Source organism: Streptomyces griseoluteus, from assembly GCF_004784465.1.
GTDB classification, from domain to species: domain Bacteria; phylum Actinomycetota; class Actinomycetes; order Streptomycetales; family Streptomycetaceae; genus Streptomyces; species Streptomyces griseoluteus.
Genome location: NZ_SRRU01000002.1, coordinates 90,780 through 117,113 on the forward strand (window position 1 = coordinate 90,780; position 26,334 = coordinate 117,113).

Genomic DNA, 26,334 nt, shown 5'->3' on the forward strand with positions numbered 1-26,334 from the left:
TGCCGTCAGGTGCCGTGCGCGCCCGTCAGGTGCGCGAACACCACCACGTTCCCCTGATACCCCGTCGACCTGGAGTAGCCGCCCCCGCAGGTGATCACCCGGAGTTCCGGGCGGGACGAGGCGCCGTAGACCTTGGAGTCGGGGAAGTTCTTCGCCGAGTACACCTCGACCGAGTCCACCGTGAAGACCGCCGTCGTGGCGTCCTCGCGGTCGACCTCGATCGTGGCGCCGCGCCTGAGGGCGCCGAGGTCGTAGAAGACGGCGGGGCCCTCGGTGTTGTCGACGTGGCCGGCGACGACGGCGGTGCCGGTGTCGCCGGGGGTCGTGCCGGCCTCGTACCAGCCTGCGAGGTTCTTCTCGGCTGGGGGCGGTACGTCCAGGCTGCCCGAGGAGGTCAGGGAGAGGCCCATCAGGGGAGCGTTCACCCGGATCGCGGGGATGCGGATACGGGTGGGCGGAGACGCCAGCAGGGGTGTGGCCGCGCCGCGTGCGCCGCCCGGATCGGGGCGGCCCTCGGCGGCGGACGGCTGCGGGGGAGTACCGGTACCGGTACCGAGCAGCCAGACACCGGTACCGAGCGCGAACGCCGTGACGACGGCTATGACGGTGTCGCCGATCCTGCGCATGGGAACCCCTTACCGGAGACGACCCTTGAGGGAAGACCCGCCCCCCAGGGGTCACGAGGGGCATCGGACCCTTAGGGGGCGGGCTTCGCGGTACCGGCGACGGACAGCGGAGGGTGTCCGTCAGATCCCGTCGCCTCTCGCCCGGCGATGCAGGAGCCAGGTACCGCCCGCGGCGGCGACGGCCAGAGCCGCCACACCCGCCGTGGTCTGCACGGGGCCGGGGCCCAAGGCGCCACCGACCCCCGTCTTCACACTGCCGTGCGGCTGCACCTGTCCGTGCGCCCCGGCCATGGTCACCCTCAGGTCTCCCGTGACCCGCTTCTCGCCCTCCGCGCACCGCGCGACGATCTCGTACGTGCCCGGCTGCGCCCCCGCCGGCACCTGGAACTGCCCGATCGCCTCGCCCTCGTGCGTGGTCGGCGCCAGCGCGAACGTCCCCGCGCCCACCGCCCCCGCGTCACCCACCGCGGCTCCCTTCTCCCCGCAGGCCGCCGTGTTCACCGTGACCTGGCTGCCGGGCAGCGCGGTGGACGGGTACACCTGGAGGCTGCCGGCCCGCGCCGGCGTCAGAGGGGCCGCGTCCGCGTGGGCCGGAGCGGTGCCGAGCCCGGCCGCTGCTACGGCCAGCGCGGTACCGGTCAGCAGACGGGCGGTGCGTCGCATGGTGCTCCCCAGAGCTTGTCCGACTCGTGTCATCGACTCCTGTGGCGCGGGGGACGTGCCCCTGCCCTTTCGAGGTAAAGGCCACCGCGCCCGGCCCGCCTCCCGGGCCGCCGCCCCCGCTGCGGTGAACGGGTGGCTGCCGCCGCCCCCGCACGGGTGAGTCGGCGCGGCATAACAGCAGGTCAGAGGCACGCTGGGGGACCGGAGCCAAGTGCACACGAATGGCGTGCGGCCGGGGGGAACGCGAAGACGGTGCGCCGGACCCCGACGCACCGTCAGCCACCGCTCGCTACAGGAGGCTCAGCTCACGTTCACCGCGCTCCACGCCGCGCCGACCGCGTTGTACTCCGCGCTCCCGGCCCCGTACAGGTCCTTCGCCGCGTTGAGGGTCGCCGTGCGGGCGCCCGCGTACTTGGTGGAGGACGTCATGTACACCGTCAGGGCGCGGTACCAGATCTTGCCGACCTTGTCGCGGCCGATGCCGGTCACCGACTGGCCGTTGGCCGTCGGGGAGTCGTACGAGACCCCGTTGATGGTCTTCGCGCCGCTGCCCTCCGCCAGCAGGTACGCGAAGTGGTTGGCGACGCCGGAGGAGTAGTGCACGTCCAGGTTGCCGAGCGAACTGGACCAGTAGTCGGCCGAGTTGCCGTCCTTGGAGGGCTTGTCCATGAAGCGCAGCGCGGCCTTGCCGAAGCCGGGCTTCACGATGCGCTCACCGATGAGGTAGTCCCCGGTGTCGGTGGCGTTGCCCGCGTGCCACTCGACCATCGTGCCGAGGATGTCCGAGGTCGCCTCGTTCAGGCCGCCGGACTCGCCCGAGTACGTCAGCGCGGCCGTCTTGGAGGTGACGCCGTGCGTCATCTCGTGCCCGGCCACGTCCAGCGCGACCAGCGGGCCGAAGGTGGTGCCGTCACCGTCGCCGTAGGTCATGCAGAAGCAACTGTCGTCCCAGAAGGCGTTGTTGTAGTTGCTGCCGTAGTGGACGCGGTTGTACGAGCCCTTGCCGTCGCCCGCGATGCCGTTCCGGCCGTGGACGTCCTTGTAGTAGTCCCAGGTCTGGTCGGTCCCGTACTGGGCGTCGACGGCCGCCGAGGCGCGGTCGGCCGTGGCGCCGGTGCCCCAGTGGTTGTCGGCGTCGGTGAACACCGTGGAGGGGGCGCGGCTCAGGCAGATCCCGAGGATGCACAGGTCGGTCTTGTTGGCCGCGTCACCGGTGTAGGTGTTGCCGCGCGTGGCGTCCTTGAGCTGGTACGCCGAGCCCGACTGGGTCGTCTGAAGCGGAACCGTGCCGCTGTACAGCGACTTGCCGTCGCCCGCCGCCGTCTCGATGCTGTCCCAGGCGTCGATCCGGGCGCCGGTACGGGCGTCGGTCAGCACGGTACGGCCCACCGGGTTGCCCAGGGTGTCCAGGCCGACCGCGTTGGTCCGCCAGGCCAGTCTCGGCTTGCCGTGCAGGGCGTCGACGACCAGCTCCGGCTTGGCCTTCGCCCGCGTCAGCTTCCGGGGGCTGGCGGAGCGCAGCGCGTCCACCGCGATCCCCGCCGCCTTCGCGCCGGTCAGCTTCGGTGTGACGGTGGGCAGTTCGAGCGCGGTACGGGTGGCGCGGTCGGCGCCGCGGTAACCGCCGCCGGAGTTCAGGTGCACCACGAAGTCCCCGCCGAGCACGGGGAGGTGGCGATAGGTCCGGTCGTAACGGACGTGCTGCGTACCGTCCTTGTCGACGATCACGTCCCGGACGCTGGTGCCCTGGTCGGAGGTGAGGCCGAGGCTCGCGGCATGCGAGACGAGAAGGGAGGCCGCGTCCGCGAGCGTGGTCGCCCGCTTCGGCCCGGTGTCGGCCTGGGCGGCGGGGGAGAGGGCGGTGACCAGCAACGTCGCCGCAGCGGCGGCGGCAGTGGCGGTGGCAATACGACGGGACCCGCGGACGTGCTGCCGTATCCGGCTCATCGGTCTCCTTGGGTGAGGCGCCTGCGAGGCGTGGGGTGGCGCTGATGTCCTAGAGATTTAAGAGGGCATGACATGTCATGTCCATAGCACCGTCAGGGGGCCTGATGGTGTTCTCGTGGAGATCCCCTACGGGGTGAGTGGCGAGGCGTGGAGATCCCTCAGGGGACCGCCGGCCTAAGGGGCGCTCGCCAACGCCCGCTGAATGCCCCGCTCCCGTGGCCCCAGGAACTGCGGGGACGGGCGGAAGGCCGCGTCCAGCGCCGCCTTGCCCGCCGCGAAGACCTCCCGCGTGCCGCCGTAGTACCAGGTGGCGTCGTGCCGGTCCTCCACGCCCAGGCCGTACGACGAGACGCCCGCCGCCTCGCAGAGGGCGACCGCGCGGCGGATGTGGAAGGTCTGGCTGATCAGAATGGCTCGGTGGACGCCGAAGACGCGGCGGGCGCGGACGCAGGAGTCCCAGGTGTCGAAGCCCGCGTAGTCGCTGACGATGCGTCCGGCGGGGACGCCGTGGCGGCTGAGGTAGGTGCGCATCGCGCTCGGTTCGTCGTAGTCCTCGCGGCTGTTGTCGCCTGTCACCAGGACCGCCTCGATGCGGCCGGCGCGGTACAGGCGGGCGGCCGCGTCAAGGCGGTGGGCCAGGTACGGGGACGGGCCGCCGTTCCACAGGCCCGCGCCGAAGACGACCGCGACCTCGGTGCGCGGCACGTCCGCCGCCGTGCGCAGCCGGTCCGCCGTGGAGGCGTACAGCCAGGTCGACGGCAGCAGGGCGAGCACGCACCCCGCGACCACGCCCCGCACCAGCCGTCGGCGCCCCCGCACCGTGCGCGGCAGCCTCGGTCGGCCGATCCTCATCCCGCCCCCTGTGTCCGATCCCGTGCCGGAGGACGTGAATCGCGGCCGTGCGGTTCACTCCGACCCCGCAGAACGCCACAATCCCGTCACCCCTGCCGCGCGATGTCCGTACCGGCGCTTACTGTCATGGCATGGAAGGCACCGCACACCCCTCGGCCTACGACCCGACCTCCGTCGAACGCTGGGCACCCGAACCCGACAAACGCCCCGGCCGCACCGCCTTCCAGCGCGACCGCGCCCGCATCCTGCACTCCGCCGCGCTGCGCCGCCTCGCGGGCAAGACCCAGGTCGTCACGCCCGGCACCCGTACCCCGGCCTGGGACGCCACCCCCCGCACCCGCCTCACCCACTCCCTGGAATGCGCCCAGGTCGGCCGCGAGCTGGGCGCGGCCCTCGGCTGCGACCCCGACCTCGTCGAAGCCGCCTGCCTCGCACACGATCTCGGCCATCCCCCCTTCGGCCACAACGGCGAACAGGCGCTGAACGAGTTCGCGGACGACATCGGCGGCTTCGAGGGCAACGCCCAGTCCCTCCGGCTCCTCACCCGCATCGAGCCCAAGCGCTTCACCCCCGAGGGCTCCGTCGGCCTCAACCTCACCCGCGCCACCCTGGACGCCGCGACCAAGTACCCCTGGCCGCGCGGCGCCCACCCCACCGACCCGGCGTCCCCGAAGTTCGGCGTCTACGACGACGACCGCCCCGTCTTCGACTGGGTGCGCAAGGAGGCCCCCGGCACCCGCACCTGCTTCGAGGCGCAGGTCATGGACTGGTCGGACGACGTCGCGTACTCGGTGCACGACGTCGAGGACGGCCTGCACGCCGGCCACGTCGACCCCGACTGCCTGCACGCCGACCCCGAACGGGAGGCGGTCTTCGAGGTCGCCATCGGCCGCTACGTCCCCGCCGACACGGACCCCGCCGAACTCGCCGAGGCCCTCGACCGGCTCCAGGACCAGGAGTGGTGGCCGCACGGCTACGACGGCACCGCGGTCGCCCAGTCCCGGCTCAAGGACGCCACCAGCCAGCTGATCGGCCGCTTCTGCCTCGCCGCCGAGACCGCCACCCGCGCCGCCCACGGCACCGGCCGCCTCACGAGGTACGGCGCCGAACTCGTCGTACCCCGCGAGGCGCGCATGGAGTGCGCGGTGCTCAAGGCGGTCGCGGACCGGTACGTGATGCAGCGGGCCGAGCAGGAACTGCTCCGCGCCGATCAGCGCATCGTCGTGGCCGAGCTGGCCGAGGCGCTCACCCTGCGCGCGCCGGAGGGGCTGGAACCGCAGTTCAGGGCGCTGTTCGACGAGGCGGAGAGCGACCACGCGCGCAAGCGGGTGATCGTCGACCAGATCGCCTCGCTGACCGACGCGTCCGCCCGCACGCTGCACGCCAGGCTCACCGGGCATATGTAGCGGGTAAATGACGGGGGGTGGCCCGTTTCCGGCCATCCCCTCTTCCCGCACCACGCCGCGTGCGGGACGCTCGCCTGAAGGCGGCATCGTTACGAGGAGGCATCAAGTGGTCGACGCGGATCAGACGTTCGTCATCGTCGGAGGCGGGCTCGCCGGCGCGAAAGCGGCCGAGACGCTCCGCGCGGAGGGGTTCACCGGCCGCGTGATACTGATCTGCGACGAGCTGGACCACCCCTACGAGCGTCCGCCGCTGTCCAAGGGCCACCTGCTCGGCAAGGCGGAGCGCGACAGCGTCTTCGTCCACGAGCCCGCCTGGTACGCGCGCAACGACATCGAGCTGCACCTCGGCCAGACCGTCGACGCCATCGACCGCGCGGCCAGGACCGTCCGCCTCGGCGACGACGGCACCCTGATCCGCTACGACAAGCTGCTGCTCGTCACCGGTGCCGAACCCCGCCGCCTCGACGTCCCCGGCACCGATCTCGCAGGCGTCCACCACCTGCGCCGCCTCGCCCACGCCGAGCGCCTCAAGGGCGTGCTGGCCGCTCTCGGCCGGGACAACGGCCACCTGGTGATCGCGGGCGCCGGCTGGATCGGCCTGGAGGTCGCCGCGGCCGCCCGCCAGTACGGCGCCGAGGTCACCGTGATCGAGCCGGAGCCCACCCCGCTGTACGGCGCCCTCGGCCCGGAGCTCGGCAACCTCTTCGCCCAGTTGCACCGCGAGCACGGCGTCCGCTTCCACTTCGGGGTCCGGCTCACCGAGATCATCGGCCAGGACGGCATGGTCCTCGCCGCCCGCACCGACGACGGCGAGGAGCACCCCGCGCACGACGTGCTCGCCGCCATCGGCGCCGCTCCCCGTACCGGCCTCGCCGAGGCGGCCGGCCTGGAACTGGCCGACCCGGCCGTGGGCGGCGGCATCCTCGTGGACGAGCGCCTGCGCACCTCCGACCCCGACATCCACGCCGCCGGTGACGTGGCGAACTTCCCGCTCCTGGGCGGCCGGCTGCGCGTCGAGCACTGGGCCAACGCCCGCGACGGCGGCCCGGCAGCGGCCCGCGCGATGCTCGGCCAGGACGTCACCTACGACCGCGTGCCCTACTTCTTCTCCGACCAGTACGACCTGGGCATGGAGTACAGCGGCTGGGCACCCCCAGGCTCCTACGACCAGGTCGTCATCCGGGGCGACGCGGGCAAGCGCGAGTTCATCGCCTTCTGGGTGCGCGAGGGCCGGGTGCTCGCCGGGATGAACGTGAACGTGTGGGACGTCACAGAGCCCATCCAGCGCCTCATCCGTTCCGGCGCCGAGGTGGACGTGGAGGCCCTCGCCGACCCGCACGTCCCGCTCGCCGACCTGGTGTCCTGAAGGCCGGGCGCGCGGGGAGTGTCCCCGGACCCCCGTAGAATTCATCCGTGGCAGGACGGATCAACGACGAGGACGTGAAGGCGGTACGGGACGCGGTCCCGATCGACGCCGTGGTCTCCGAGTACCTCCAGCTGCGCAACGCGGGCGGCGGCAACCTCAAGGGCCTCTGCCCCTTCCACGACGAGAAGTCGCCGTCCTTCCAGGTCAGCCCCAGCAAGGGACTCTTCCACTGCTTCGGCTGCCAGGAGGGCGGCGACACCATCACCTTCGTGATGAAGGTGGACCACCTCTCCTTCTCGGAGGCCGTCGAGCGCCTCGCCGGCCAGGCCGGCATCACCCTGCGCTACGAGGAGGGCGGCTACAACCCCGCCCACCAGCGCGGCGAGCGCATCCGCCTGGTCGAGGCCCACAAGATCGCCGCCCAGTGGTACGCCGAGCAGCTCGCCACCAGCCCCGAGGCCGACACCGGCCGGGTCTTCCTCGCCGAGCGCGGTTTCGACCAGGCCGCCGCCGTCCACTTCGGCGTCGGCTACAGCCCCCAGGGCTGGGACCACCTCACCCGTTACCTGCGCGGCAAGGGCTTCAGCGACAAGGAACTGATCCTCTCCGGCCTCGCCCAGGACGGCCGCCGCGGCCCCATCGACCGCTTCCGGGGCCGCCTGATGTGGCCCATCCGGGACATCGGCGGCGAGGTCGTCGGCTTCGGCGCCCGCAAGCTCTACGAGTCCGACAACGGGCCCAAGTACCTCAACACCCCCGACACCGCGATCTACAAGAAGTCGCAGGTCCTGTACGGCATCGACCTGGCCAAGCAGCACATCGCCAAGTCCAGCCGGGCCGTCGTCGTCGAGGGCTACACCGACGTCATGGCCTGCCACCTCGCCGGGGTCACCACCGCCATCGCCACCTGCGGCACCGCCTTCGGCGGCGACCACATCAAGATCCTGCGCCGGCTGCTGATGGACAACGGCTCGGCCCGCGTGATCTTCACCTTCGACGGCGACGCGGCCGGACAGAAGGCCGCGCTGCGCGCCTTCGAGGACGACCAGAAGTTCGCCGCCGAGACCTACATCGCCATCGCCCCCGACGGCATGGACCCCTGCGAACTCCGCCTCGCCAAGGGCGACGAGGCCGTCGCCGACCTGGTCCAGCCCCGCACCCCGCTCTTCGAGTTCGCGCTGCGTCAGATCGTCGCCCGCTACGACCTCGACACCCCGGCCGGCCGCGCCGCCGCCCTGGACGAGGCCGCGCCGGTCGTCGCCCGGATCAAGAACAGCGGCGCCCAGCACGAGGTCGCGGTCGACCTCGCGGGCATGCTCGGCATCCTCGACACCCAGTTCGTGGTCAAGCGCGTCGCCCAGCTCGCCCGCTGGGCCCGCGACCGCGGCGGCAAGGGCTCCGCCGCCCCGCAGGCGCAGTCCCGCGCTCCCCAGCAGAGCTGGGAGGCAGCGCCCCGCCCCACCGGCGGCCCCGCCCTCACCCTGCGCAACCCGGTCTACGCCACCGAACGCGAACTCCTCAAACTCGCCCTCCAGCGACCGGAGCTGGTCTCTCCCGCCTTCGACGCCTACGGCCTGGACGAGTTCACCGCACCCCCCTACGCGGCCGTCCGCCAGGCCATCGCGGAGGCCGGCGGCGCCGAGTTCGGCACCCAGGACCCCCAGGAGTACGTGGTCCGAGTCCGCGAGGCCGCCCCCGACGACACCGTCCGGGCCATGGTCACCGAGCTGGCCGTGGAGACGATCATGCGCCGCACGGTGGACGAGACGTACGCGGGCATGGTGCTGGTGCAGATCAGGCGCCGTGCCGTATCCCGCCGCCTCACCGAGCTGCAGTCCACCCTCACCCGCCTCGGCAACACCGATCCGGCCCAGTCGGCGGCCGTCCAGAACGAGATGATGGTGCTCACCCGGTACGACCGGGCGCTGCAGCACGAGGGTCCGGCCGCTCTCTAGACGGCCCCCCGCGCCCCGGGATCACCACGCGGTCACGGACCGGAAGCAAAAAGTCACCGCACGACTCTCGTGGCGAAGATGTGTCGTACCCCACACTGGGGGCGGTGCCCGAGTCCCCCGGAGCGCAGGCCGTCGACTTCGCGCTCCGCCGCGCCGCTGCCGCACACCCCCCGGAGCAGCGATCATCCTGGAGGTCGCCCCCGTGCAGACCCACACCCTCACGCAGATGGCCCGCAGCGCCCACGGCGGTGCCGAGCCGGGCCTGCTCGGGGCCGTGCCCGCGCAGAGCCATGGCGACCCGGCGACGGCCCCGGAGTCCGCGCCGCAGGACGCTGCCGAGCCGCCAGCCGAGGCGCTGACCGGCGACGACGAGCCCGTCACCCCCGTGCCCGGCGCCTCCCGCACCGAGAGCGGCGGCCCCTCCGCCGACCTGTTCCGCCAGTACCTCCGTGAGATCGGCCGCATCCCCCTGCTCACCGCCGCCGAGGAGGTCGAACTCGCCCGCCGGGTGGAGGCCGGGCTCTTCGCCGAGGAGAAGCTCAGCACCACCCCCGCGCTCGACAGCGGGCTCGCGCTCGACCTGGACCGGATCGTGGTCATGGGCCGCATGGCCAAGCGCCGCCTCATCGAGGCCAACCTGCGCCTCGTCGTCTCCGTCGCCAAGCGGTACGTCGGGCGGGGGCTGACCATGCTCGACCTGGTCCAGGAGGGCAACCTCGGGCTCATCCGCGCGGTGGAGAAGTTCGACTACGCGCGGGGGTACAAGTTCTCGACGTACGCGACGTGGTGGATCCGGCAGGCGATGTCGCGGGCGCTCGCCGACCAGGCCCGCACGATACGGGTACCCGTGCATGTGGTGGAGCTGATCAACCGGGTGGTCCGCGTGCAGCGGCGCATGCTCCAGGAGCGGGGGTACGAGCCGACTCCCGAGGAGGTCGGCGCCCACCTCGAGCTCCCGCCGGAGCGGGTGCGCGAGATCCTGCGCCTGGCGCAGGAGCCCGTGTCCCTGCATGCCCCGGTGGGGGAGGAGGACGAGGTCGCCCTCGGGGATCTGATCGAGGACGGGGATGCGGCAAGTCCTGTGGAGTCGGCCGCGTTTCTGCTGCTGCGGCAGCATCTGGACGCTGTGCTCTCCACCCTCGGGGAGCGTGAGCGGAAGGTCGTCCAGTTGCGGTACGGCCTGGCGGACGGCCGCCCGCGCACTCTGGAGGAAATAGGCCGCCTGTTCGGTGTCACGCGGGAGCGGATACGGCAGATCGAGTCCAAGACCCTCAGCAAGCTCCGGGACCACGCGTACGCGGATCAACTCCGGGGCTATCTGGACTGATTCCGGCTTGTCGCGCGGTTCCCCGCGCCCCCGGGGAACCGCGCGACAGCCTCTTTTCTAGTCGACCTCGGCCACCGCTTGGGCGAACTGGGCCTGGTACAGCCGGGCGTACGCACCGTCCGCCGCCAACAGCTCGGCGTGCGCGCCCTGTTCCACGATCGAACCGTTCTCCATCACCAGGATCGTGTCCGCGTCCCGGATCGTGGAGAGACGGTGCGCGATGACGAACGACGTACGGCCGTCGGCCAGCTTCGCCATCGCCTTCTGGATGAGAACCTCGGTCCGGGTGTCCACGGAGCTCGTCGCCTCGTCCAGAACGAGGATCACCGGCTCGGAGAGGAACGCCCGCGCGATCGTGATGAGCTGCTTCTCACCGGCGCTGACCCCCGTCCCCTCGTCGTCGATCACCGTGTCGTACCCGTCGGGCAGCGTACGGACGAACCGGTCCGCGTGGGCGGCCCGCGCGGCCTCCTCGATCTCGCCGCGGGTGACCTCCCGCGAGGCCCCGTAGGCGATGTTCTCCGCGATGGTGCCGCCGAACAGCCAGGTGTCCTGGAGCACCATGCCGATCCCGGCGCGGAGGTCGTCGCGGGACATGGTGCGGATGTCCACCCCGTCGAGGGAGATCCGGCCGCCCGTGACGTCGTAGAACCGCATCAGCAGGTTGACCAGCGTGGTCTTGCCCGCGCCGGTCGGGCCGACGATGGCGACCGTCTGGCCCGGCTCCACGGTGAGCGACAGATCCTCGATCAGCGGCTTCTCCGGGTCGTACCGGAAGGACACGTGGTCCAGCTCCACCCGGCCGCGCCGCTCGGCGGGACGCGTGCCCGGCACCGGGTCCGCCTCCTGCTCCTCGGCGTCCAGCAGCTCGAACACCCGCTCCGCCGAGGCGACACCTGACTGCACCAGGTTGGCCATGGAGGCGATTTGGGTCAGCGGCATCGAGAACTGGCGGGAGTACTGGATGAACGCCTGCACATCACCGATGGACAGCGTGCCCGAGGCCACCCGCAGACCGCCGACGACGGCGACCAGCACGTAGTTCAGGTTGGACACGAACATCATCAGCGGCTGCATGACCCCGCTGTGGAACTGCGCCTTGAACCCGGCCTCGTACAGCTCGTCGTTCTGCTCGGCGAACTGCTTCGCCGACTGCTCCTGGCGGCCGAACACCTTCACCAGGGTGTGCCCGGTGTACATCTCCTCGATGTGGGCGTTCAGCGTGCCGGTGGTGCGCCACTGCTGCACGAAGTGCGGCTGGGACCGCTTGCCGACCCGCGTGGCCACCACGAAGGACAGCGGCACCGTCACCAGCGCGACCAGCGCGAGCAGCCAGGAGACGTAGAACATCATCACCAGCACGCCGATGACGGTCAGCACCGCGTTGATCAACTGGCCCATCGACTGCTGGAGCGTCTGCCCGATGTTGTCGATGTCGTTGGTGGCGCGGGAGAGCACCTCACCGCGCTGCCGCTTGTCGAAGTAGGACAGCGGCAGCCGCGACAGCTTGGCCTGCACCTGCTCGCGCAGCCGGTACACCGTGCGGTTCACGGCCCGGTTCACCAGCCGGGTCGCCACCGCCATCAGCAGGCCCGCGACCAGGAAGACCCCGAGCGCCAGCAGCAGCACCCGCCCGACCGCGTCGAAGTCGATGCCCTGGCCGGGCGTGAAGTCGGTGCTGCGCAGCATGTCCGCGACGGAGCCCTGGCCCCGCGCGCGCAGCGAGTCCAGGACCTGCTCCTTGGACGCCCCGGCGGGCATCCGCCGGCCCACGATGCCGGCGAACACCAGGTCGGTGGCCTGACCGAGGATCTTCGGGCCGATCACGTTCAGCGCCACGCTGATCACCACACAGGCCAGCAGGCCGAAGATGGTGCCCCGTTCGGGCCGGAACTGGGCCACCAGCCGCTTGCCCGAGTTCTTGAAGTCCATCGACCGCTGGTCGGGGCCGCCCCCGGCCATCATGCGTCCCATGGGACCGGCCATCAGGCGGCCTCCGCTTCCGTCAGCTGGGAGAGCACGATCTCCCGGTACGTCTGATTGCCCGCCATCAGCTCGTGGTGACGGCCGGAGCCCACCACCCGGCCCTCGTCCAGCACGATGATCCGGTCCGCGTCGCGGATGGTCGCCACCCGCTGGGCCACGATCACCACGGTGGCGTCCGCCGTCTCCCGGCCGAGCGCCGCGCGCAGCGCCGCGTCGGTGGCGTAGTCGAGCGCGGAGAACGAGTCGTCGAAGAGGTAGATCTCCGGGCGCTGGACCAGCGTGCGGGCGATGGCCAGGCGCTGGCGCTGACCGCCCGACACATTGGTGCCGCCCTGCGAGATCGGCGCCTCCAGACCGCCCTCGAGCCGCTCCACGAACTCCTTGGCCTGCGCGGTCTCCAGCGCGGCCCACAGTTCGTCGTCGGTGGCGTCCGGCTTGCCGTAGCGCAGGTTGCTGCCGACGGTGCCGGCGAACAGGTACGGCTTCTGCGGGACCAGGCTCACGGTGCGGGCCAGCAGGGCCGGGTCGGCCTCGCGGACGTCCACGCCGTCCACCAGCACCTCGCCCTCGGTGGCGTCGAACAGGCGGGGGACCAGGCCGAGCAGGGTCGACTTGCCGCTGCCGGTCGAGCCGATCACGGCCGTCGTCTCACCCGCGCGCGCCACCAGGTCGATGGAGCGCAGCACCGGCTCCTCGGCACCCGGATAGCGGAAGCCCGCGTTCCGGATCTCCAGGTGTCCGCGCCCGCGCAGCTCGGTCACCGGCGCCGCCGGCGGCACGACGCTGGACTCGGTGTCCAGCACCTCGTGGATGCGCTCGGCACAGACCTCCGCGCGCGGCACCATCATGAACATGAAGGTGGCCATCATCACGGACATCACGATCTGCATCAGATAGGCGAGGAACGCGGTCAGGTCACCGATCTGCATCCCGCCGCTGTCGATCCGGTGCGCGCCGAACCAGACCACGGCGATGGACGACACGTTGACCACGGTCATCACCATCGGGAACATCAGCGCCAGCATCCGGCCGGTGGCCAGCTGCATCTCGGTCAGGTCGCCGTTGGCCTTGCCGAACCGCCCCTGCTCGTACTCGTCGCGGACGAAGGCGCGGATGACGCGGTTGCCGGTGATCTGCTCGCGCAGCACCCGGTTCACGGTGTCCAGGCGGGTCTGCATGGACCGGAACAGCGGCCGCAGCCGACGCACGATCAGCATCACGCAGACGCCCAGCACCGGCACGACCGCGATCAGCACGGCGGACAGCGGCACGTCGAGACCGAGGGCCAGCACGATGCCGCCGACGCACATGATGGGCGCCGAGACCATCAGCGTGAACGTCATCAGGACCAGCATCTGGACCTGCTGCACGTCATTGGTCGTACGGGTGATCAGCGACGGTGCGCCGAAGTGTCCCAGCTCCCGCGAGGAGAAGGACTGCACCCGGTCGAAGACCGCGGCACGCAGGTCCCGGCCGAGCGCGGAGGCGGTACGGGCACCGAAGTACACGGCGCCGATGTTGCAGACGACCTGGACCAGCGAGATGCCGATCATCAGGGCGCCGAAGGTCAGGATGTAACCCGTGTCACCCTCCACGACACCGTTGTCGATGATGTGCGCGTTGAGGGTGGGCAGGTACAGCGTGGCGCTGGTCTGGAGGAGCTGGAGCACCACCAGCAGGGCGATGGGTTTCTTGTAGGGCCTGAGACAGGTCCGCAGAAGTCGTATGAGCACGCTTGTCTCTCGGAGTCGGCGGTGGGGCGGTGGAACTGCCCATGGCCCTATCGTCGGGCACTACACCGGTGTTACCTCAACCGATTAACCCATCGGGTGCCCCGCCGGCTCCGGCCGGTTCACGCGGTTACGCCCCGAACGCCCCCGGATGCGTCTGCTCCCGCACGGCCACGTACTGCTGGCGCACCGCCTGTCCCACGGCCAGGTCGGCACCCGGCTCCAGCACCTGCGCGGCCGCCCCCTGCCAGGCGGGCGGAGTACGCGGGTCCAGGGTGCCCTGCGCGGCCCCGAGGGCCCACGCGGCCTGGCGGGCGGCGCCGATCGCCGCGTAGTCGGCGGGTTGCGGCACGACCACCTGCACCCCGAACAGCGAGGGCGCCATCGCCTGTACGGCGGGCAGCTCGGCGGCCTGCCCCAGCAGGAAGATCCGGCGCACCGCGACCCCCCGGCCGCGCAGCACGTCCAGCGCGTCGGCGAGCCCGCACAGCATGCCCTCGAAGGAGGCCCGCGCCAGGTGCACCGCCTTCATCGACTCCCGGCGCAGCCCGGACAGGGTGCCCGCCGTGTGCGGCAGGTTGGGGGTGCGCTCGCCCTCCAGGTAGGGGAGCAGCACCAGGCCGTGCGAGCCGGGCGTGGACTGCAGCGCCAGCTCGGAGAGGGCCTCCAGACCGGGCAGGCCCAGCAGTTCGGCGGTGCCGCGCAGGGCGCGTACGGCGTTCAGTGTGGTGACGACCGGCAGGTGCATGCCGGTGGCGTCGGCGAGGGAGGTGATCATCCCGGTCTGGTCGGCCAGCGCCTCGGTGTGCACCGCCATCACCGACCCGGACGCGCCCAGCGAGACCACCGCGTCGCCCAGGCCGATGCCGAGGCCGAAGGCGGCGGCCATCGTCTCGCCCGTACCGGCGGAGATCAGCAGCCCCTCCGGGGTGGTGCCCGCGGCCTGGGCCGGGCCGATCACCTCGGGCAGCGCCACCTGGTGGCCGAGCGCCAGCTCCACCAGGTCGGGCCGGTAGGCGCCGGTGGCGGCGGACCAGTACCCGGTGCCCGAGGCGCCGCCCCGGTCGGTGGTCCGGCGCACCGGCCGCCCCAGCAACTGCCAGACCAGCCAGTCGTGCGCCTGGAGCAGTACGGCGGTACGGCTGGCGTTCTCCGGCTCGTTCTTCGCCAGCCAGCGCAGCTTGGTCACCGGCCGCGCGGCCTGCGGCACACAGCCGACCGCCTGCGCCCACGCCTCCCGGCCGCCGAGCGCGTCGATCAGGTCGGCGGCGGCCACCTGGGCCCGCTTGTCCGCCCCGGCCATGGCCGGGCGCACGGTGTTGCCCTGCGCGTCCAGCGGGACCACGGCGTTGGCCTGCGTGGAGACACCGATGGCCTGCACGCCCTCCAGCAGGCCGCCGCCCGCGGCCTCCCCCAGGGAGAGCAGCCATGCCTGCGGGTCGACGTCGCTGGGCCGCGGCGCGCCGTCCGGCACGTCCAGCGGATGCGGGGCGTACCCCTGACGCAGCACGGCCCCCGTGTCCGTGTCGCAGACCACGATGCGAGTGAATGCGGGCGAACTGTCCAACCCGGCGACTATCCCCATGGCTCAAATTCTGCCGCAGAGCGCGGGCTGCTCCGGCCGGTACGCCTGTGCCCCCTGGAGCCGCTGCTCAGGGGGCACACGCGTGGGGTGGCCGGTTCAGGGATGGCTGGTGCCCCAGTCGTCCTCGGCCGGCCGGCCGTGGCCGTTGCGGCCGAGCCGGGAGCGGACCCGTTCGGTGAACGACTCGGGGACGTGATCGCCGACCTTCTCGCTGACCGTGTGCAGCGCCTTGCCCGCGTACACCTTGCCCTGCTGGGCGGCGGTCTCGGCGGAGTTGCGCACGGCGGGGTTCTGCGCGACCCCGCGAGCGGCCTTCTTGATCTGCTCGTAGCGCTGCTGGCCGGCGCGTGCTCCGAGTACGTATCCGACGGCCAGTCCGGCGACGAACGTGAGCCGGTAGCGCATGTGGGCCACCCTTCCTTGCGTAGTCCCTGACGGGGGTCTGTGGTGCTGTGCCGGCGCCGGAGGCGAACCGATTGGCGGAGCACCCCCCTGCTTGCGCTAATGTATGTGTCGCAGCGAGCGCCCGCCCCCTGGCGAATACCCAGGTGGATGCGTTCGATGCAGACGAAGCGATCCCCTGTAGCTCAATTGGCAGAGCAGCCGGCTGTTAACCGGCAGGTTACTGGTTCGAGTCCAGTCGGGGGAGCTTCGATCCCCTGTAGCTCAATTGGCAGAGCAGCCGGCTGTTAACCGGCAGGTTACTGGTTCGAGTCCAGTCGGGGGAGCGCGTTGTACGACGGCATGGAACGAGGACCCCGCGGGGTCCTTTTTCATGTCCGGTCCCGTGTCCGGGCGCTCCGGGACGGCCCGGCGCAGTCGTGCCAGGTCAGGGAAGCAGCGCGGAAGCCGACCATCCGAAGCAGGAGATCGTATGAGCGGCTATGCTGCGGCAGACGGCGCGCACAGTTGTACGCGACACGCCGCGAGGGGCGGTAGCTCAGCCGGTTAGAGCAGCGGACTCATAATCCGTCGGCCGTGGGTTCGAGTCCCACCCGCCCCACCCGGACCAGCACCCCGGGTACGTCTAGTCGACGTATGCCGGGGAGACCGCGGCAGTTGCCACGCGGTGGGCCTTGCCCGTGCCGTCCGCCGGGACCGTGTAGAGGTCGGCGCCGTAGTCGCCGGGCAGGGCGTAGACCAGGGTGCGGTTGTCGCGCCAGACCAATTGGTCGTCCACGCTGCGGGGTTCGGCGAGGGCGGTTTCGTGGCCGGTGCTCAGGTTCAGGACGTACAGGTGCCAGGGGGCGTCCTCGGGGGCGCCCTTGACGCGCTTCTTGTAGGCGATGCGGGTGCCGTCCGGGGAGAGGGACGGACACTCGACGTTCGGGTGCAGCGTGGTGAGCGTGCGGGTGCGCAGGTCGCCGCGGACCAGGTAGGTGCTGCCGTGGGTCGCCATGGTGGCGTAGAAGGTGCGGTCGTCGGCCGCGAAGGTGACGCCCCAGAAGTTCACGTCCGCCGCCCGGTAGGGGCGGCCGTCCTTGACGGTCCGGTACGCCTCCAGGGTGGGGGTCAGCCTGCCCGTACGGGTGTCGGCGATCGCCGCCCGGGTGGAGAAGGCGGTCCCGGCATACGAGTCGCCGCCGACGAACGCCGTCCAGGCGGCGAACCGGCCGCTGGGGGAGACCCGGGCGCGCGAGGGGATGCCGGGCACGTCGTAGCGGGCCCGTTCCTTCAGCCGGGTGTCCAGGATCACCGCGCGGTAGGTGTCCCGGACCGGCCCGTGCACGGCTTGCAGGCACACTCCGGTGCCCGAAGCGGCGTAGAAGCGGAGGCATTTGACGCCGGACGCGGTGCGCGGGCCCGACGGGTCGTCCGCCGGGGCCGACACCAGCTCGTCGCGGTGCGGGCCCCACGCCATGTTGCGGAACACCACGCGGGGGCCGCCACCGGCCAGCGCGAGCCGTCCGGCGGCGATCCGCGGCCCACCCGGACCGGCCTGCTCACGCCGGTCGGCCCGCGCCGCCGCGTGCAGCACGGACGCCGCCGCGACAGCTACCAGGACAACGAGCGCCGATACCAGGATCAGGACGCGGGAACGCAGGGTCATGCGGGCCTTTCCGGGGTGGTGGGGCGACGGGGACACCGGGGGTCAGGCCGGGCTCTCCGGCGCGATGGGGCGCAGCGCGAGCGCGATCAGGCCGCACAGTGCCAGGGCGACGGCCGACCCGGTGAGCGCCGCGCGGTCGCCCCACGCCGTCCAGGCCGCGCCGAAGGACAGTGAGCAGGTGAAGCGGGCCACCGCCTGGCCCGTCTGGACCAGGGCGAGGCCGGACGAGCGCAGCTCCGGTGGCACGCTGTCGGCGGCCGCCGCCATCAGTACCCCGTCGGTCGCCGCGTAGAAGGCGCCGTGCAGGAGCAGGACGGCGTACGGCAGGGCGGGGCCGTGCCAGGAGGAGAGCAGCAGGCCGTACGCCAGGAGCAGGGCGAGGTGGCCGCCGAGGAACATCCGCCAGCGGCCCACCCGGTCGGCGACCCGGCCCAGCGGGACCGCGAGCAGCAGGAACGCCGCCGCCGTGCCGAGCGGCAGCAGCGCGAACCAGCGGTCCGGCACACCGAGCCGCCGTTGCAGCAGCAGGTAGACGAACGAGTCGCTGACCGTGGCGAGTCCGAGCAGGAGGGCGCAGACGGTGATGCGCCGCAGGTCCCGGCGGCGCAGGAGGGCGAAGGCGGCGCGCAGGGTCGCAGGGGTGGCGCTGCGATCGAGGGGAGCGGCCGCGCCTCCCGGTACGAAGAGCACCAGTACCAGGACACCCACTACCGCCACGCAGAAGCTCACGGTGAACACCGCGTCGTAGCCGTCGACCGTGGCCCGCAGGACGAGGAAGGCGACCAGCGGGCCTAGCAGCGCGCCCGCCGTGTCCATCGCCCGGTGCACACCGAAGGCGCGGCCGCGGGTCTCGGGGGTGCTGGACAGGGAGATCAGCGCGTCGCGCGGGGCGGTGCGCAGACCCTTGCCGGTGCGGTCGACGGCCAGCACCAGGCCGATCGGGGTGAGCGTCTGGGCCACCAGCAGCAGGGGCTTGCATGCCGCCGACAGGGCGTACCCGGCGCCCGCCACCCACTTGTGGCGCCCGCCGCCCCGGTCGGCGAGGTGGCCGCCGGCCAGCCGGACCAGCGCCGAGACGCCGTTGTAGACGCCGTCGAGCAGCCCGAAGCCCAGCGGGGACAGGCCGAGGCCCGCCACCAGGTACAGGGGCAGCACGGCGGTGACCATTTCCGAGGAGACGTCGGTGATCAGGCTGACCGTGCCGAGCGCCAGCACGGTGGGCGCGACCGCGGTGCGGCGCCGCCCGGCACGGGGCCGGACGGCGCCCGCCGCGGACGCCGTCGCGCGGCTGTCCGCTACGTACATGTCACGGAGTCCAGATGCCGGTGATGTCCTTGGCGGAGGCGGCGTTGCCCGCGTGCGGCAGGCCGTGCATGTCCTCCAGCGTGCGCAGCAGGTCGTAGTGGTTGTACGTGGCCGTCGAGGTCGAGCCCGCCGTCACGCCCTGCCCGTACAGCACCGTCGGGATGCGGTTGCCGCTGAGCCGGTTGTCCTCGTCGAAGGTGACGACGAGGAGGCTGTTGTGGGTCTTCGCCCACGTCGCGTACGCGCCCAGCTTGTTCTTCAGCCAGGTGTCCCCCGTGGAGACCGAGCAGTCGTGCATGTCGCTGCACAGGTCGGGGATGACGAACGAGACCTGGGGGAGCGTCGAGTAGTCCGTCGGGAACTGCGCGAACGTCTTGGCGCTGGACGTCGGTACGTTGCTGAAGCCGAACCACGGATTGTGCTTGCGCGCGTAGTCGCCGCTGCCGCACGTGGTCGAACCCTGGCTGGGCAGCGTCTCGTTGTAGCTGGCCCACGACTTGCCCGCGCCGATCAGCTCGGAGGCGAGGTTGGGCGCGGAGGAGAAGCCGGGGGTGTAGCAGCTGTCGTCGGTGATGCCCTGGGTGGAACCGGAGAACAGGGCGAAGTAGTTGGGCTGGCTGGGGTGGGTCTCGGCGTAGGAAGCGGTGAGACTCGCGCCGCCGGTGCGCAACGAGTTGATGTACGGCGCGCTGGACGAGCCGATCACCTGGCTGTAGGCGTGGTTCTCGAAGACCACGACGACCGTGTGGTCCGGGGTCGGGACGGCGGCCGCGGCCCGGGCGGGCGAGGACCCGCCGAGCCCCGACCACAGCCCGGCCGCGGCGGCGACGACAGCGAGAGCGGACGCCACGGCGGCACGGCCGCGACGGTGGACGTTTCTGCCGGACACTTCTGACCTCCGGTGGGGGAGCGGGGGTGGGGACGGTGCGCCATGAGCATGTACGCGCCAACCGAGCCTTGCCCCACGGCACCCGTCCCGCCAGATGAAAACCAGATGAACGCCAACTCCCATTGTCTCTCGCCCAGCCCCAGCATGCCGTGTCGGCGTCCGCCCGGACGGGCATACTCCCCGCACCGATTCCGGTGGGCGCCCGGTGGGGCGCTTCGCATGGGGGCCGAGTCCGACCGGGGGGAACTGGACAGTGCGTGCGACCGCGGAGTTATCAGGTACCGGCCTCACGGCGAGCATCGACCGTGCGCTCGGCTGTCTGCGTCACAACTTCCGGACGGTGCCGGGAGCGGCGGGCTGGTACCACTACCTGGACGATCCGAGCCCCGGCGTCACCGCGTCGGCCGTGGGGCTGTTCTGCTTCAGTGTGGCCGGTGTCCGCTTCGAGCGGACCCCGGACGTGGTGGCCTACCTGCTGAGTCAGCAGCGCGCCTCGGAGGACAGCACCAACGGGGGCTGGTCCGTCCGTACGACGAACGGTTTCCCGATCGCGGAGGCCACGTCGTGGGTGGTGCGCGCGCTCAGCAGGCCGGGCACCGGAGTGCTGGGCGGCGAGGCGCTGGCGCGCGGGGCGGAATGGCTCCGGGTCAACCAGAACGTCGACTTCGGTTGGGGCTCGTATCTCGGGCAGCCCTCCCGCGTCTTCCACACCGCCCTGAACATGCTGGCGCTCCAGGAGAGCGGCGCGGGGGCGGACGCGCTGGCCGGGGCACAGCGCTGGCTCATCGACGGGCAGAACGCCCGCACCCCCGCCTGGGGCCCCACTCCCGGCGCTGAGCCCACGATGCTGCACACCAGCATCGCCCTGCTGGCCCTGTCCCGGACCCCCGGAGCGCTCAGCGCCAACACCATGCGCCAGACCGCGGAGTGGCTGCTGGAGCGGATCGAGCCGGGCATCCACGTCGAGCGCAGCACCACGGTGGAGGAGTACGACGTCCCCTATGCGGACGGCGACATCCAGGCCGTCTTCCAGAACTCGCTACCCCATTTCGCCGGACCGCTGGCCCTCTCCGCGATCCTCTCCACCGGGGTGGTCGACCCCTTGCAGCAGAAGGTGTTCGACTCGGTCAACGCGATCATGGACACCCAGCTCGAAGGAGGCCACTGGGAACTGCCGCGCAGCCCCATGAGGCCGTCGGTGTGGGCGCTGTGGCCCTTCGTCTCGGCTCTGTCCTCGGCACGCTCGGCCATTCTCTCCACGCCACGAGCCAAAGCGGCCCTGCTCTTCCCCGGCTGTGCCATCGTCCAGAGCGAGGATGTGGCCCAGGACCTGACGAGACGGCTGCTCATCCAGAACGCGTTGTTCGACTGGATCAGAGGCCGCAAGGTCGTGCTCGCCCTCTGGCTCGTCGCGGCCGTGACGACCGGAGTCCCCGTGGCCCTGCTCCTCGCGGGCAAGTTCTCGGTGAAGGACTTTCTCACTGCCCTGATCTTCCCGGTGCTGCTCATGGTCTTCCAGGTCATCTGGGACCGGCGGGCCGCGCGTGCGGGAGCGAGCGGGTGAGCGCCGGCACGCGCCGCGGGTTACGGGAGGGGCTTGCGCCCCTTACAGCCGGGGAGGGCGCCGCCTGTGAAATGTGCGACGAGGTCAGCGCGTTCGGGGCGCACGCCACCGGAGGCTTCCTTCCGGAGCGGGCGCCGCGGGGTGGCCTGCGCGTCCGGCGCCGGGGCTTCTCGCGCCTGATCCGGCGTACCGGCGCGGTCGACGTACTGGCCGGGCTCGGCGCACTGCTGCCGGGATACGCGCTGATCGTGCCGCACCGGCACACCGCGAGCCTCGGCGAGCTGCCGCCCGGGGAACTGGCTGAGGCGCTCTCCGTCGCGTGGCAGTACGCCGCCCTGATCGAGAAGGAACTCGGCCACGCCACTGTCCTGGTGGAGCACGGTTCCTCCGGTGCGGCCGACAGCGGGGGCGGGTCCTGCATCGTACATTCGCACCTCCATATATTTCCGCTCCTCAACGCGGCGCATTCTGCCCGCTTCGTGGCGCCGGGAAGTCGGAAAAGCTCCGAGTTCGCGGATATCGTTGACACCGCGCGGCGCGGGGAAAACTATTATTTCTGCACATGGAGACGTGACGAGGTGTACCTGTTGGCCGATCCTGATCTCCCCTCGCAGTTCGCGCGCCGCGTCTGGTCGGAAACGCTGGAGCTGCCTCACCTGTGGGACTGGGCGGCCTTCCCCTTTCTCGATCACTGCGCCGACACCGCACGGCGGCTGGGTGGCTCGGCGGATTCCCCAGAGGAGCAGCGGATGCGCGAGACCCTCTTCGCCTACGGGGCCGCGGCCGCCGGTTACGCGGAGCGGACCCGGCGCTTCGCCGCCGGGTCGTCGATGCCGCAGGACATCGTCGCGTTCGCCCGCTCGCACGAGGGGCCTCTGCTGGACGCAGGCTCGGGGGCCGGACGCGACGCGGCGGCCTTCGCGGACGCGGGCAAGGACGTGATCGCCCTGGACGCCTGTCTGCCCCTGCTCGACCTGACACCGGCCCACCCCGGGGTCCGCAAGGTGAATGGTGATGTGCGGGCCCTGCCGCTGGCCGGTGAGTCGATGGGCAGCGTCTGGTGCTCGGCGGTGCTTCTCCATCTGCCGCCGGCGCAATTACTCAGGGCGCTGGCCGAATTCCATCGCGTACTCCGCCCCGGAGGTGTCGCGCACATTTCGGTCAAGGAAGGCGAGGGGCACGCCTCTTTGCCCATAGGGGCGGACAGTGCGTTTCTCCGGCATTTCTTCTATTACCGTATGGGCGATCTGGTCACGCTCGCCCGCCAGGCGCGGTTCGAGGTCGTGCGGTCCTGGGTCGAGGAGGAGCAGGATTCCTCCGAGGACATGCAGCGCTGGGTCAAATTCTGGCTGAGGAAGACGGAGTGATTCCGTCCCCCGCTCCGGCCGGCCGTGCGCCGTTGCTGCCCCATCTGCACCTCCACCTCGAACCCGAGGAGCGCAAGAGGCGGGAACTCGGCATGCCGGGGCGGAACTTCGGCGACCGTCACCTGTTCTTCGAGGCGCACCGGGTGGACCGGGCGGACGCCGTTCCGGTCACGGTCCGGGACCTTCGGCGCTTCCTCGCCGACGTGCACACCGAGCAGCGTGAACAGGGTGTCCATCACGCCGAGTTACGTCTCTCCCCGCGCCGCTTCCTGCGGGAAGGTATGAGCTGGCGGAAGTTCACCGACACCGTCCAGGACTGCCTGGCCCCCCTGTGCGACCCCGTCGTGCGGGCCGTCCTGCTCATCAACCGGGACAGCCCCGCACCGTTTCTCGCCATGGTCAGTGAGCGGATCGCCGAACTGCCACCGGTGTTCACGGGTGTGGACCTCGCGGGCGACGAGGTCCGGCACCCCGATGTACGGCCCGCCGTGCCCCTCTTCCGTGCCGCGGCCGACTCAGGGCTCGGACGGACCGTCCACGCGGGGGAGTTCGGTCCCGAGGAGCACATCTGGCGGGCGCTCGACGTACTGGGCGCCCAGCGCATCGGCCACGGGGTGTCGGCGGCCACCGGCTCCGCCCTGCTGCGGCGGATGGCGCGGGACGGGATCCTGCTGGAGGTCTCCCTGACCTCCAATGTGGCCCTGGGCGCAGTCCCGGGACCGGCCGCTCACCCGCTGCCCGCCTTCCTGGAGGCGGGCGTTCCCGTCGCCTTCAACTCCGACGTGCCGCTGCACACCGGGCGGACTCTGGTCGATGAACTGCGGCTCGCCTCAGATGCGTTGGGGGCGCCTACCGAGGTGATCCGGGATCTCCAGTCGCGGGCCGCCCGGCACTGCTTCACCCGTCGCCCTCCCCTACGTTCCGGCTCAGCATCGTCGCCCCCAGCAGGGTCAGCGTGTGGATGACGGAGTTTCCGTGGCGGTGGCTGGTGATGAGGCCGGCGTCCCGGAGGGCGGTGGTGTGGTGGGTGGCGGTGGCGGGGGTGACGCCGGCGCGGTGGGCGGCTTCGGTGGTGGTGGCGCCGGCGGCGGTCGCGCGGAGGACCGTTGCTCTCGCCCGGCCCAGGAGGATCTCCAGGGAGGATGAGCCTGCCGTCGGGCGGGGTGCCTCGTGGTGGAGGGAATAGGCGAGGACCGGGGGCAGGGCGGGGTCGGCCAGGGAGACCGGGCCCTTCCAGCAGAAGTACGAGGGGATCAACAGCAGGCCCCGGCCCTGGAGGCGGATGTCGAGCTCCGTCGGGTACGTGCCGATCTCCAGCCGCGGGTGCTGCCAGCGCACCGCTGGGCCGAGGCCGCCCAGGAGGCCCTCGGTGCCGCCGTCGAGCGAGTGCCGGGCCAGCCGGACGCGCTCGGTGTGCACGCCCTCGTGCATCCACTCCTCGTGCGGCTCGATCACCGCGCGGTGGTAGGCCCGCAGGACGCTCACCAGCTCGGTGCGCGGCTCCTTCTCCGGCAGCCGGGCGAGGTGCGGGGGTACGCGTCTTATCCGGGCCAGTGCCGCCAGCTCCGCCGTCACCTGGGCCGGGGGCGTCGCCAGGATCGCCTTCAGCCCCGCCTCCAGGCCGGCGGCGCCCTCCAGCGGGGTGAGGAAGTCCGGCCAGTACGACGCGCGCGGATACAGCGGGAGCAGGAACTGCCGTACCGCGTTCTCCAGTCCCGCCTCCCGTAACCGCTCACGGGCCGTGCGGTACCAGTGCGCGTAGGCCCAGCGGCCGGCCGGTGTCTGGAAACGGTGGAGGCTCGCGGCGATCTCCCACAGGGCGTGCGGAGCGGGGGCGACCCGTGTCCTGGCCAGATCCTCCGCCGAGAAATGGAAGCGAAGCAAGCTCAACACCCTTTCTACCGGCGTTATTTGACGCTGTTCGAATGAGCATGACAGCCGAAAGCGCACACCGGAGCATGAACTCGCTCCGCCGCACCGATCCCCGAGGCACCACCCGTACCTTCCGCACACCGAAGGAACCCGATGGCGAAGATCCTCACCCACCCGGCCGCAGCGGCGGCCCTGCTCGCGGCCCTCGCCGTCTCGGCGCCCGCCACCGCGTCGGCAGCCCCCGCCAACGCCTCTTCGGCGGCGACCAGTTGCTACGGCGGTGCCGTCACCGTCAACTACGGCGACGCCGCCGAGTTCGGCCCCTACACCACGACCTCCCGCTGCGCCGACATCAACCTCCGCATGGTCGGCGGCGACGCCGAATTCGTCTGGGCCTGCGTGAAGTTCACCCGCGTCGGCGAGTGCAACTACTGGACCAAGGTCGGCCGGACCTGGAAGACCATCGCGACCGACGTCAAGGACGGCAGCACGTTCACCGTGCCCCTCGGCGTGGATCTCGAAGGTTCCTCCGCGCGCGTCCAGATCGCCTTCTGACACCCGTAAGGGCTCCCGCACAAGGGCCCCCAAGTGATCGGACCCACCATGACCCGCACCCGGAGAACCGCCGCCGTCCTCGCCGCCGCCACCGCACTGCTCGCCGCCGGTGCCACCGCCCCGGCCGTCGCCCAGCCCGAGAAGGCCGCCGCCGACACCTCCTGCTACGGCGGCGCCAAGTCCCTCACCTACCGGTACTCCACCGCCGCGGTCGAGTACGGCACCTACACGACCACCTCGCGCTGCTCCGACATCAACATCAAGCTCAGCAGCTCGGCCACCGGCTTCCTGGACGCCTGCGTCGTCTTCGTGGACCACACCACGCTGTGCAACCACGACAACACCTACTCGACGTTCGGCCCCCAGTGGGCGACCGTCGCGACCGACGTCAAGGACGGCACCCGCTTCAAGCTGCGCGTGCACGCCTACGACACCGACGCCCAGAACGTCCCGTTCCAGCTCGCCTTCTGACCGCAGACGCCTTTCGGCCGCAGACGTTTCTGACCGCAGACACCAGGGAGTTCACGATGACCTTCGCTCCGAACCGCCGCACCATCCTGCGCGGCACCCTCGCCGCCACGGCGGGCGTCTTCGCCGGACCCGTCCTGCTCTCGGGCAGCGCGCAGGCGTACAACTGGACGCGGACCATGAACCAGGGCGCCACCGGCGCCGACGTGACCGAGCTGCAGATCCGGGTGGCCGGCTGGGCGGCGGACTCCGCCTCGCAGTCGCGGGTGAGCATCGACGGCGACTTCGGTCCCGGCACGGCCGCCGCGGTGCGCCGCTTCCAGGCCGCCTACGGACTCTCGGCCGACGGCAGCGCCGGGCCCGCCACCCAGGCGCAGCTCAACGCTCTGGAGCAGTCGGACGGTTCGACCGCGCACTTCAACTGGAGCGAGTTCTACGACCGTTCGAGCGGCAACTTCAACGGCGGCAAGGTGAGCGCGGCCGCCGTCAAGGAGAACGCCCGCCGGTGCATGTACAAGCTGGAGGCGCTGCGCAAGAAGCTCGGCAACGTGCCGATCACCGTCAACTCCGGCTTCCGCAGCATCGCGCACAACGCCGAGATCGGCGGCGCCAGCGACAGCATGCACCTCTACGGCACCGCGGCCGACCTCGACGTGCCCGGCGTCTCCAACCGCACCGTCTACCAGAAGGCCGAGACCTGCGGCTTCTCCGGCCTGGAGCGGTACGACGTCGACCACCAGCACGTCGACAGCCGCGCCGACCTCGGCCGCTCCTGGTGGTGGGAGAGCGGCACCATCTGACCTGCCGCAGCCCTGGGGCCG

22 protein-coding genes and 3 tRNA genes are annotated in these 26,334 nt (G+C 71.5%); 13 read left to right on the plus strand and 12 right to left on the minus strand.

Going from position 1 to position 26,334, the window contains the following annotated elements; translation table 11 throughout:
- Positions 1-5: 5 nt before the first annotated feature.
- The 4 genes from E5082_RS05855 to E5082_RS05870 form a co-directional block, all read right to left on the minus strand.
- The gene (locus tag E5082_RS05855; RefSeq protein ID WP_135790211.1) at positions 6-626 is read right to left on the minus strand and encodes a class F sortase; all 621 of its coding nucleotides are present in this window, start codon (positions 624-626) and stop codon (positions 6-8) included.
- 120 nt (positions 627-746) lie between these two features.
- Positions 747-1,289, minus strand: coding sequence for a hypothetical protein (locus E5082_RS05860; protein ID WP_135790212.1), 543 nt, complete (start codon positions 1,287-1,289; stop codon positions 747-749).
- Between the two features lie 300 nt (positions 1,290-1,589).
- The gene (locus E5082_RS05865) at positions 1,590-3,236 is read right to left on the minus strand and encodes a M4 family metallopeptidase (RefSeq protein ID WP_135790213.1); all 1,647 of its coding nucleotides are present in this window, start codon (positions 3,234-3,236) and stop codon (positions 1,590-1,592) included.
- Positions 3,237-3,410: 174 nt separating this feature from the next.
- Entirely contained in the window at positions 3,411-4,088 is a 678-nt protein-coding gene (locus E5082_RS05870) for a SanA/YdcF family protein (RefSeq protein WP_135790214.1), read from the minus strand.
- A 131-nt stretch (positions 4,089-4,219) separates the two neighbouring features.
- Between E5082_RS05870 and E5082_RS05875 the strand changes: the two genes are divergently transcribed.
- The 4 genes from E5082_RS05875 to E5082_RS05890 all read left to right on the plus strand — a co-directional run bounded on the left by E5082_RS05875 (position 4,220) and on the right by E5082_RS05890 (position 10,142).
- Positions 4,220-5,494, plus strand: coding sequence for a deoxyguanosinetriphosphate triphosphohydrolase (locus E5082_RS05875; protein ID WP_135790215.1), 1,275 nt, complete (start codon positions 4,220-4,222; stop codon positions 5,492-5,494).
- Positions 5,495-5,600: 106 nt separating this feature from the next.
- Positions 5,601-6,860, plus strand: coding sequence for an NAD(P)/FAD-dependent oxidoreductase (locus E5082_RS05880; RefSeq protein ID WP_135790216.1), 1,260 nt, complete (start codon positions 5,601-5,603; stop codon positions 6,858-6,860).
- 47 nt (positions 6,861-6,907) lie between these two features.
- Entirely contained in the window at positions 6,908-8,815 is a 1,908-nt protein-coding gene (gene dnaG, locus E5082_RS05885) for a DNA primase (RefSeq protein ID WP_135790217.1), read from the plus strand.
- Positions 8,816-8,996: 181 nt separating this feature from the next.
- Positions 8,997-10,142, plus strand: a complete 1,146-nt coding sequence (locus E5082_RS05890) for an RNA polymerase sigma factor (RefSeq protein WP_135790218.1) — start codon at positions 8,997-8,999, stop codon at positions 10,140-10,142.
- A 57-nt stretch (positions 10,143-10,199) separates the two neighbouring features.
- Here the strand turns inward: E5082_RS05890 and E5082_RS05895 are convergent, their stop codons facing one another.
- The 4 genes from E5082_RS05895 to E5082_RS05910 form a co-directional block, all read right to left on the minus strand.
- Positions 10,200-12,128 (minus strand): ABC transporter ATP-binding protein, encoded by a 1,929-nt coding sequence (locus E5082_RS05895; protein ID WP_135790219.1) that lies wholly within the window; start codon positions 12,126-12,128, stop codon positions 10,200-10,202.
- Positions 12,128-13,861 carry an ABC transporter ATP-binding protein gene (locus tag E5082_RS05900; protein ID WP_135790220.1) on the minus strand — a complete coding sequence of 578 codons (1,734 nt, stop codon included), beginning with the start codon at positions 13,859-13,861 and terminating at the stop codon, positions 12,128-12,130. Before E5082_RS05900 ends, E5082_RS05895 begins: the two co-directional genes overlap by 1 nt.
- A 127-nt stretch (positions 13,862-13,988) precedes the next feature.
- Positions 13,989-15,443: a xylulokinase gene (locus E5082_RS05905; RefSeq protein WP_135790221.1), complete on the minus strand. Its 1,455-nt coding sequence runs from the start codon at positions 15,441-15,443 to the stop codon at positions 13,989-13,991.
- 96 nt (positions 15,444-15,539) lie between these two features.
- On the minus strand, positions 15,540-15,848 hold the full coding sequence (locus E5082_RS05910) for a YtxH domain-containing protein (RefSeq protein ID WP_135790222.1): 309 nt from the start codon (positions 15,846-15,848) through the stop codon (positions 15,540-15,542).
- A 171-nt stretch (positions 15,849-16,019) separates the two neighbouring features.
- Here E5082_RS05910 and E5082_RS05915 point away from each other — a divergent pair.
- The 3 genes from E5082_RS05915 (at position 16,020) to E5082_RS05925 (ending at position 16,446) form a co-directional block, all read left to right on the plus strand.
- Positions 16,020-16,092: transfer RNA gene (locus E5082_RS05915), tRNA-Asn, on the plus strand.
- A 6-nt stretch (positions 16,093-16,098) separates the two neighbouring features.
- Positions 16,099-16,171 (plus strand) — tRNA-Asn (locus E5082_RS05920).
- 201 nt (positions 16,172-16,372) lie between these two features.
- Positions 16,373-16,446 (plus strand) — tRNA-Ile (locus E5082_RS05925).
- A gap of 24 nt (positions 16,447-16,470) precedes the next feature.
- On the opposite strand, the gene E5082_RS05930 is transcribed toward E5082_RS05925, so the two are convergent.
- From E5082_RS05930 to E5082_RS05940, 3 genes are read right to left on the minus strand one after another with little or no spacing between them, the layout of a single operon-like run.
- Positions 16,471-17,493, minus strand: a complete 1,023-nt coding sequence (locus E5082_RS05930) for a TolB family protein (RefSeq protein WP_135790223.1) — start codon at positions 17,491-17,493, stop codon at positions 16,471-16,473.
- 42 nt (positions 17,494-17,535) lie between these two features.
- A complete protein-coding gene (locus E5082_RS05935) occupies positions 17,536-18,798 on the minus strand; it encodes an MFS transporter (RefSeq protein ID WP_190045185.1) in 1,263 nt (420 codons plus the stop codon).
- A gap of 1 nt (position 18,799) precedes the next feature.
- Complete coding sequence (locus E5082_RS05940; RefSeq protein WP_135790224.1) at positions 18,800-19,687, minus strand: alkaline phosphatase family protein; 888 nt, start codon at positions 19,685-19,687, stop codon at positions 18,800-18,802.
- Between the two features lie 253 nt (positions 19,688-19,940).
- Here E5082_RS05940 and E5082_RS05945 point away from each other — a divergent pair, with 253 nt between their 5' ends.
- The 3 genes from E5082_RS05945 to E5082_RS05955 all read left to right on the plus strand — a co-directional run bounded on the left by E5082_RS05945 (position 19,941) and on the right by E5082_RS05955 (position 23,583).
- Complete coding sequence (locus E5082_RS05945; RefSeq protein WP_135790225.1) at positions 19,941-21,251, plus strand: prenyltransferase/squalene oxidase repeat-containing protein; 1,311 nt, start codon at positions 19,941-19,943, stop codon at positions 21,249-21,251.
- Between the two features lie 71 nt (positions 21,252-21,322).
- Entirely contained in the window at positions 21,323-22,618 is a 1,296-nt protein-coding gene (locus E5082_RS05950) for a methyltransferase domain-containing protein (protein ID WP_135790226.1), read from the plus strand.
- Positions 22,615-23,583, plus strand: a complete 969-nt coding sequence (locus tag E5082_RS05955) for an adenosine deaminase family protein (protein WP_135790227.1) — start codon at positions 22,615-22,617, stop codon at positions 23,581-23,583. Before E5082_RS05950 ends, E5082_RS05955 begins: the two co-directional genes overlap by 4 nt.
- Here E5082_RS05955 and E5082_RS05960 read toward each other — a convergent pair.
- Entirely contained in the window at positions 23,516-24,502 is a 987-nt protein-coding gene (locus E5082_RS05960; protein ID WP_135790228.1) for a helix-turn-helix domain-containing protein, read from the minus strand. The two genes, E5082_RS05955 and E5082_RS05960, sit on opposite strands and share 68 nt — an antisense overlap.
- Before the next feature lie 141 nt (positions 24,503-24,643).
- Here E5082_RS05960 and E5082_RS05965 point away from each other — a divergent pair, with 141 nt between their 5' ends.
- The 3 genes from E5082_RS05965 to E5082_RS05975 are packed head-to-tail and all read left to right on the plus strand — an operon-like array spanning position 24,644 to position 26,313.
- Complete coding sequence (locus tag E5082_RS05965) at positions 24,644-25,045, plus strand: hypothetical protein (RefSeq protein ID WP_135790229.1); 402 nt, start codon at positions 24,644-24,646, stop codon at positions 25,043-25,045.
- Positions 25,046-25,078: 33 nt separating this feature from the next.
- Positions 25,079-25,516 (plus strand): hypothetical protein, encoded by a 438-nt coding sequence (locus E5082_RS05970; protein WP_229918704.1) that lies wholly within the window; start codon positions 25,079-25,081, stop codon positions 25,514-25,516.
- A 56-nt stretch (positions 25,517-25,572) separates the two neighbouring features.
- Entirely contained in the window at positions 25,573-26,313 is a 741-nt protein-coding gene (locus tag E5082_RS05975) for a D-Ala-D-Ala carboxypeptidase family metallohydrolase (protein ID WP_135790230.1), read from the plus strand.
- Positions 26,314-26,334: the final 21 nt, after the last annotated feature.

Excerpts from the sequence above, each read along its gene's own strand:
- E5082_RS05865 (WP_135790213.1), bottom strand. The coding sequence starts at position 3,236 with ATGAGCCGGATACGGCAGCACGTCCGCGGGTCCCGTCGTATTGCCACC.
- E5082_RS05895 (WP_135790219.1), bottom strand. The coding sequence starts at position 12,128 with ATGGCCGGTCCCATGGGACGCATGATGGCCGGGGGCGGCCCCGACCAG.
- E5082_RS05930 (WP_135790223.1), bottom strand. The coding sequence starts at position 17,493 with ATGACCCTGCGTTCCCGCGTCCTGATCCTGGTATCGGCGCTCGTTGTC.
- E5082_RS05905 (WP_135790221.1), bottom strand. The coding sequence starts at position 15,443 with ATGGGGATAGTCGCCGGGTTGGACAGTTCGCCCGCATTCACTCGCATC.
- E5082_RS05910 (WP_135790222.1), bottom strand. The coding sequence starts at position 15,848 with ATGCGCTACCGGCTCACGTTCGTCGCCGGACTGGCCGTCGGATACGTA.
- E5082_RS05975 (WP_135790230.1), top strand. The coding sequence starts at position 25,573 with ATGACCTTCGCTCCGAACCGCCGCACCATCCTGCGCGGCACCCTCGCC.
- E5082_RS05875 (WP_135790215.1), top strand. The coding sequence starts at position 4,220 with ATGGAAGGCACCGCACACCCCTCGGCCTACGACCCGACCTCCGTCGAA.
- E5082_RS05860 (WP_135790212.1), bottom strand. The coding sequence starts at position 1,289 with ATGCGACGCACCGCCCGTCTGCTGACCGGTACCGCGCTGGCCGTAGCA.
- E5082_RS05965 (WP_135790229.1), top strand. The coding sequence starts at position 24,644 with ATGGCGAAGATCCTCACCCACCCGGCCGCAGCGGCGGCCCTGCTCGCG.
- E5082_RS05950 (WP_135790226.1), top strand. The coding sequence starts at position 21,323 with ATGTGCGACGAGGTCAGCGCGTTCGGGGCGCACGCCACCGGAGGCTTC.
- E5082_RS05870 (WP_135790214.1), bottom strand. The coding sequence starts at position 4,088 with ATGAGGATCGGCCGACCGAGGCTGCCGCGCACGGTGCGGGGGCGCCGA.
- E5082_RS05855 (WP_135790211.1), bottom strand. The coding sequence starts at position 626 with ATGCGCAGGATCGGCGACACCGTCATAGCCGTCGTCACGGCGTTCGCG.
- E5082_RS05935 (WP_190045185.1), bottom strand. The coding sequence starts at position 18,798 with ATGTACGTAGCGGACAGCCGCGCGACGGCGTCCGCGGCGGGCGCCGTC.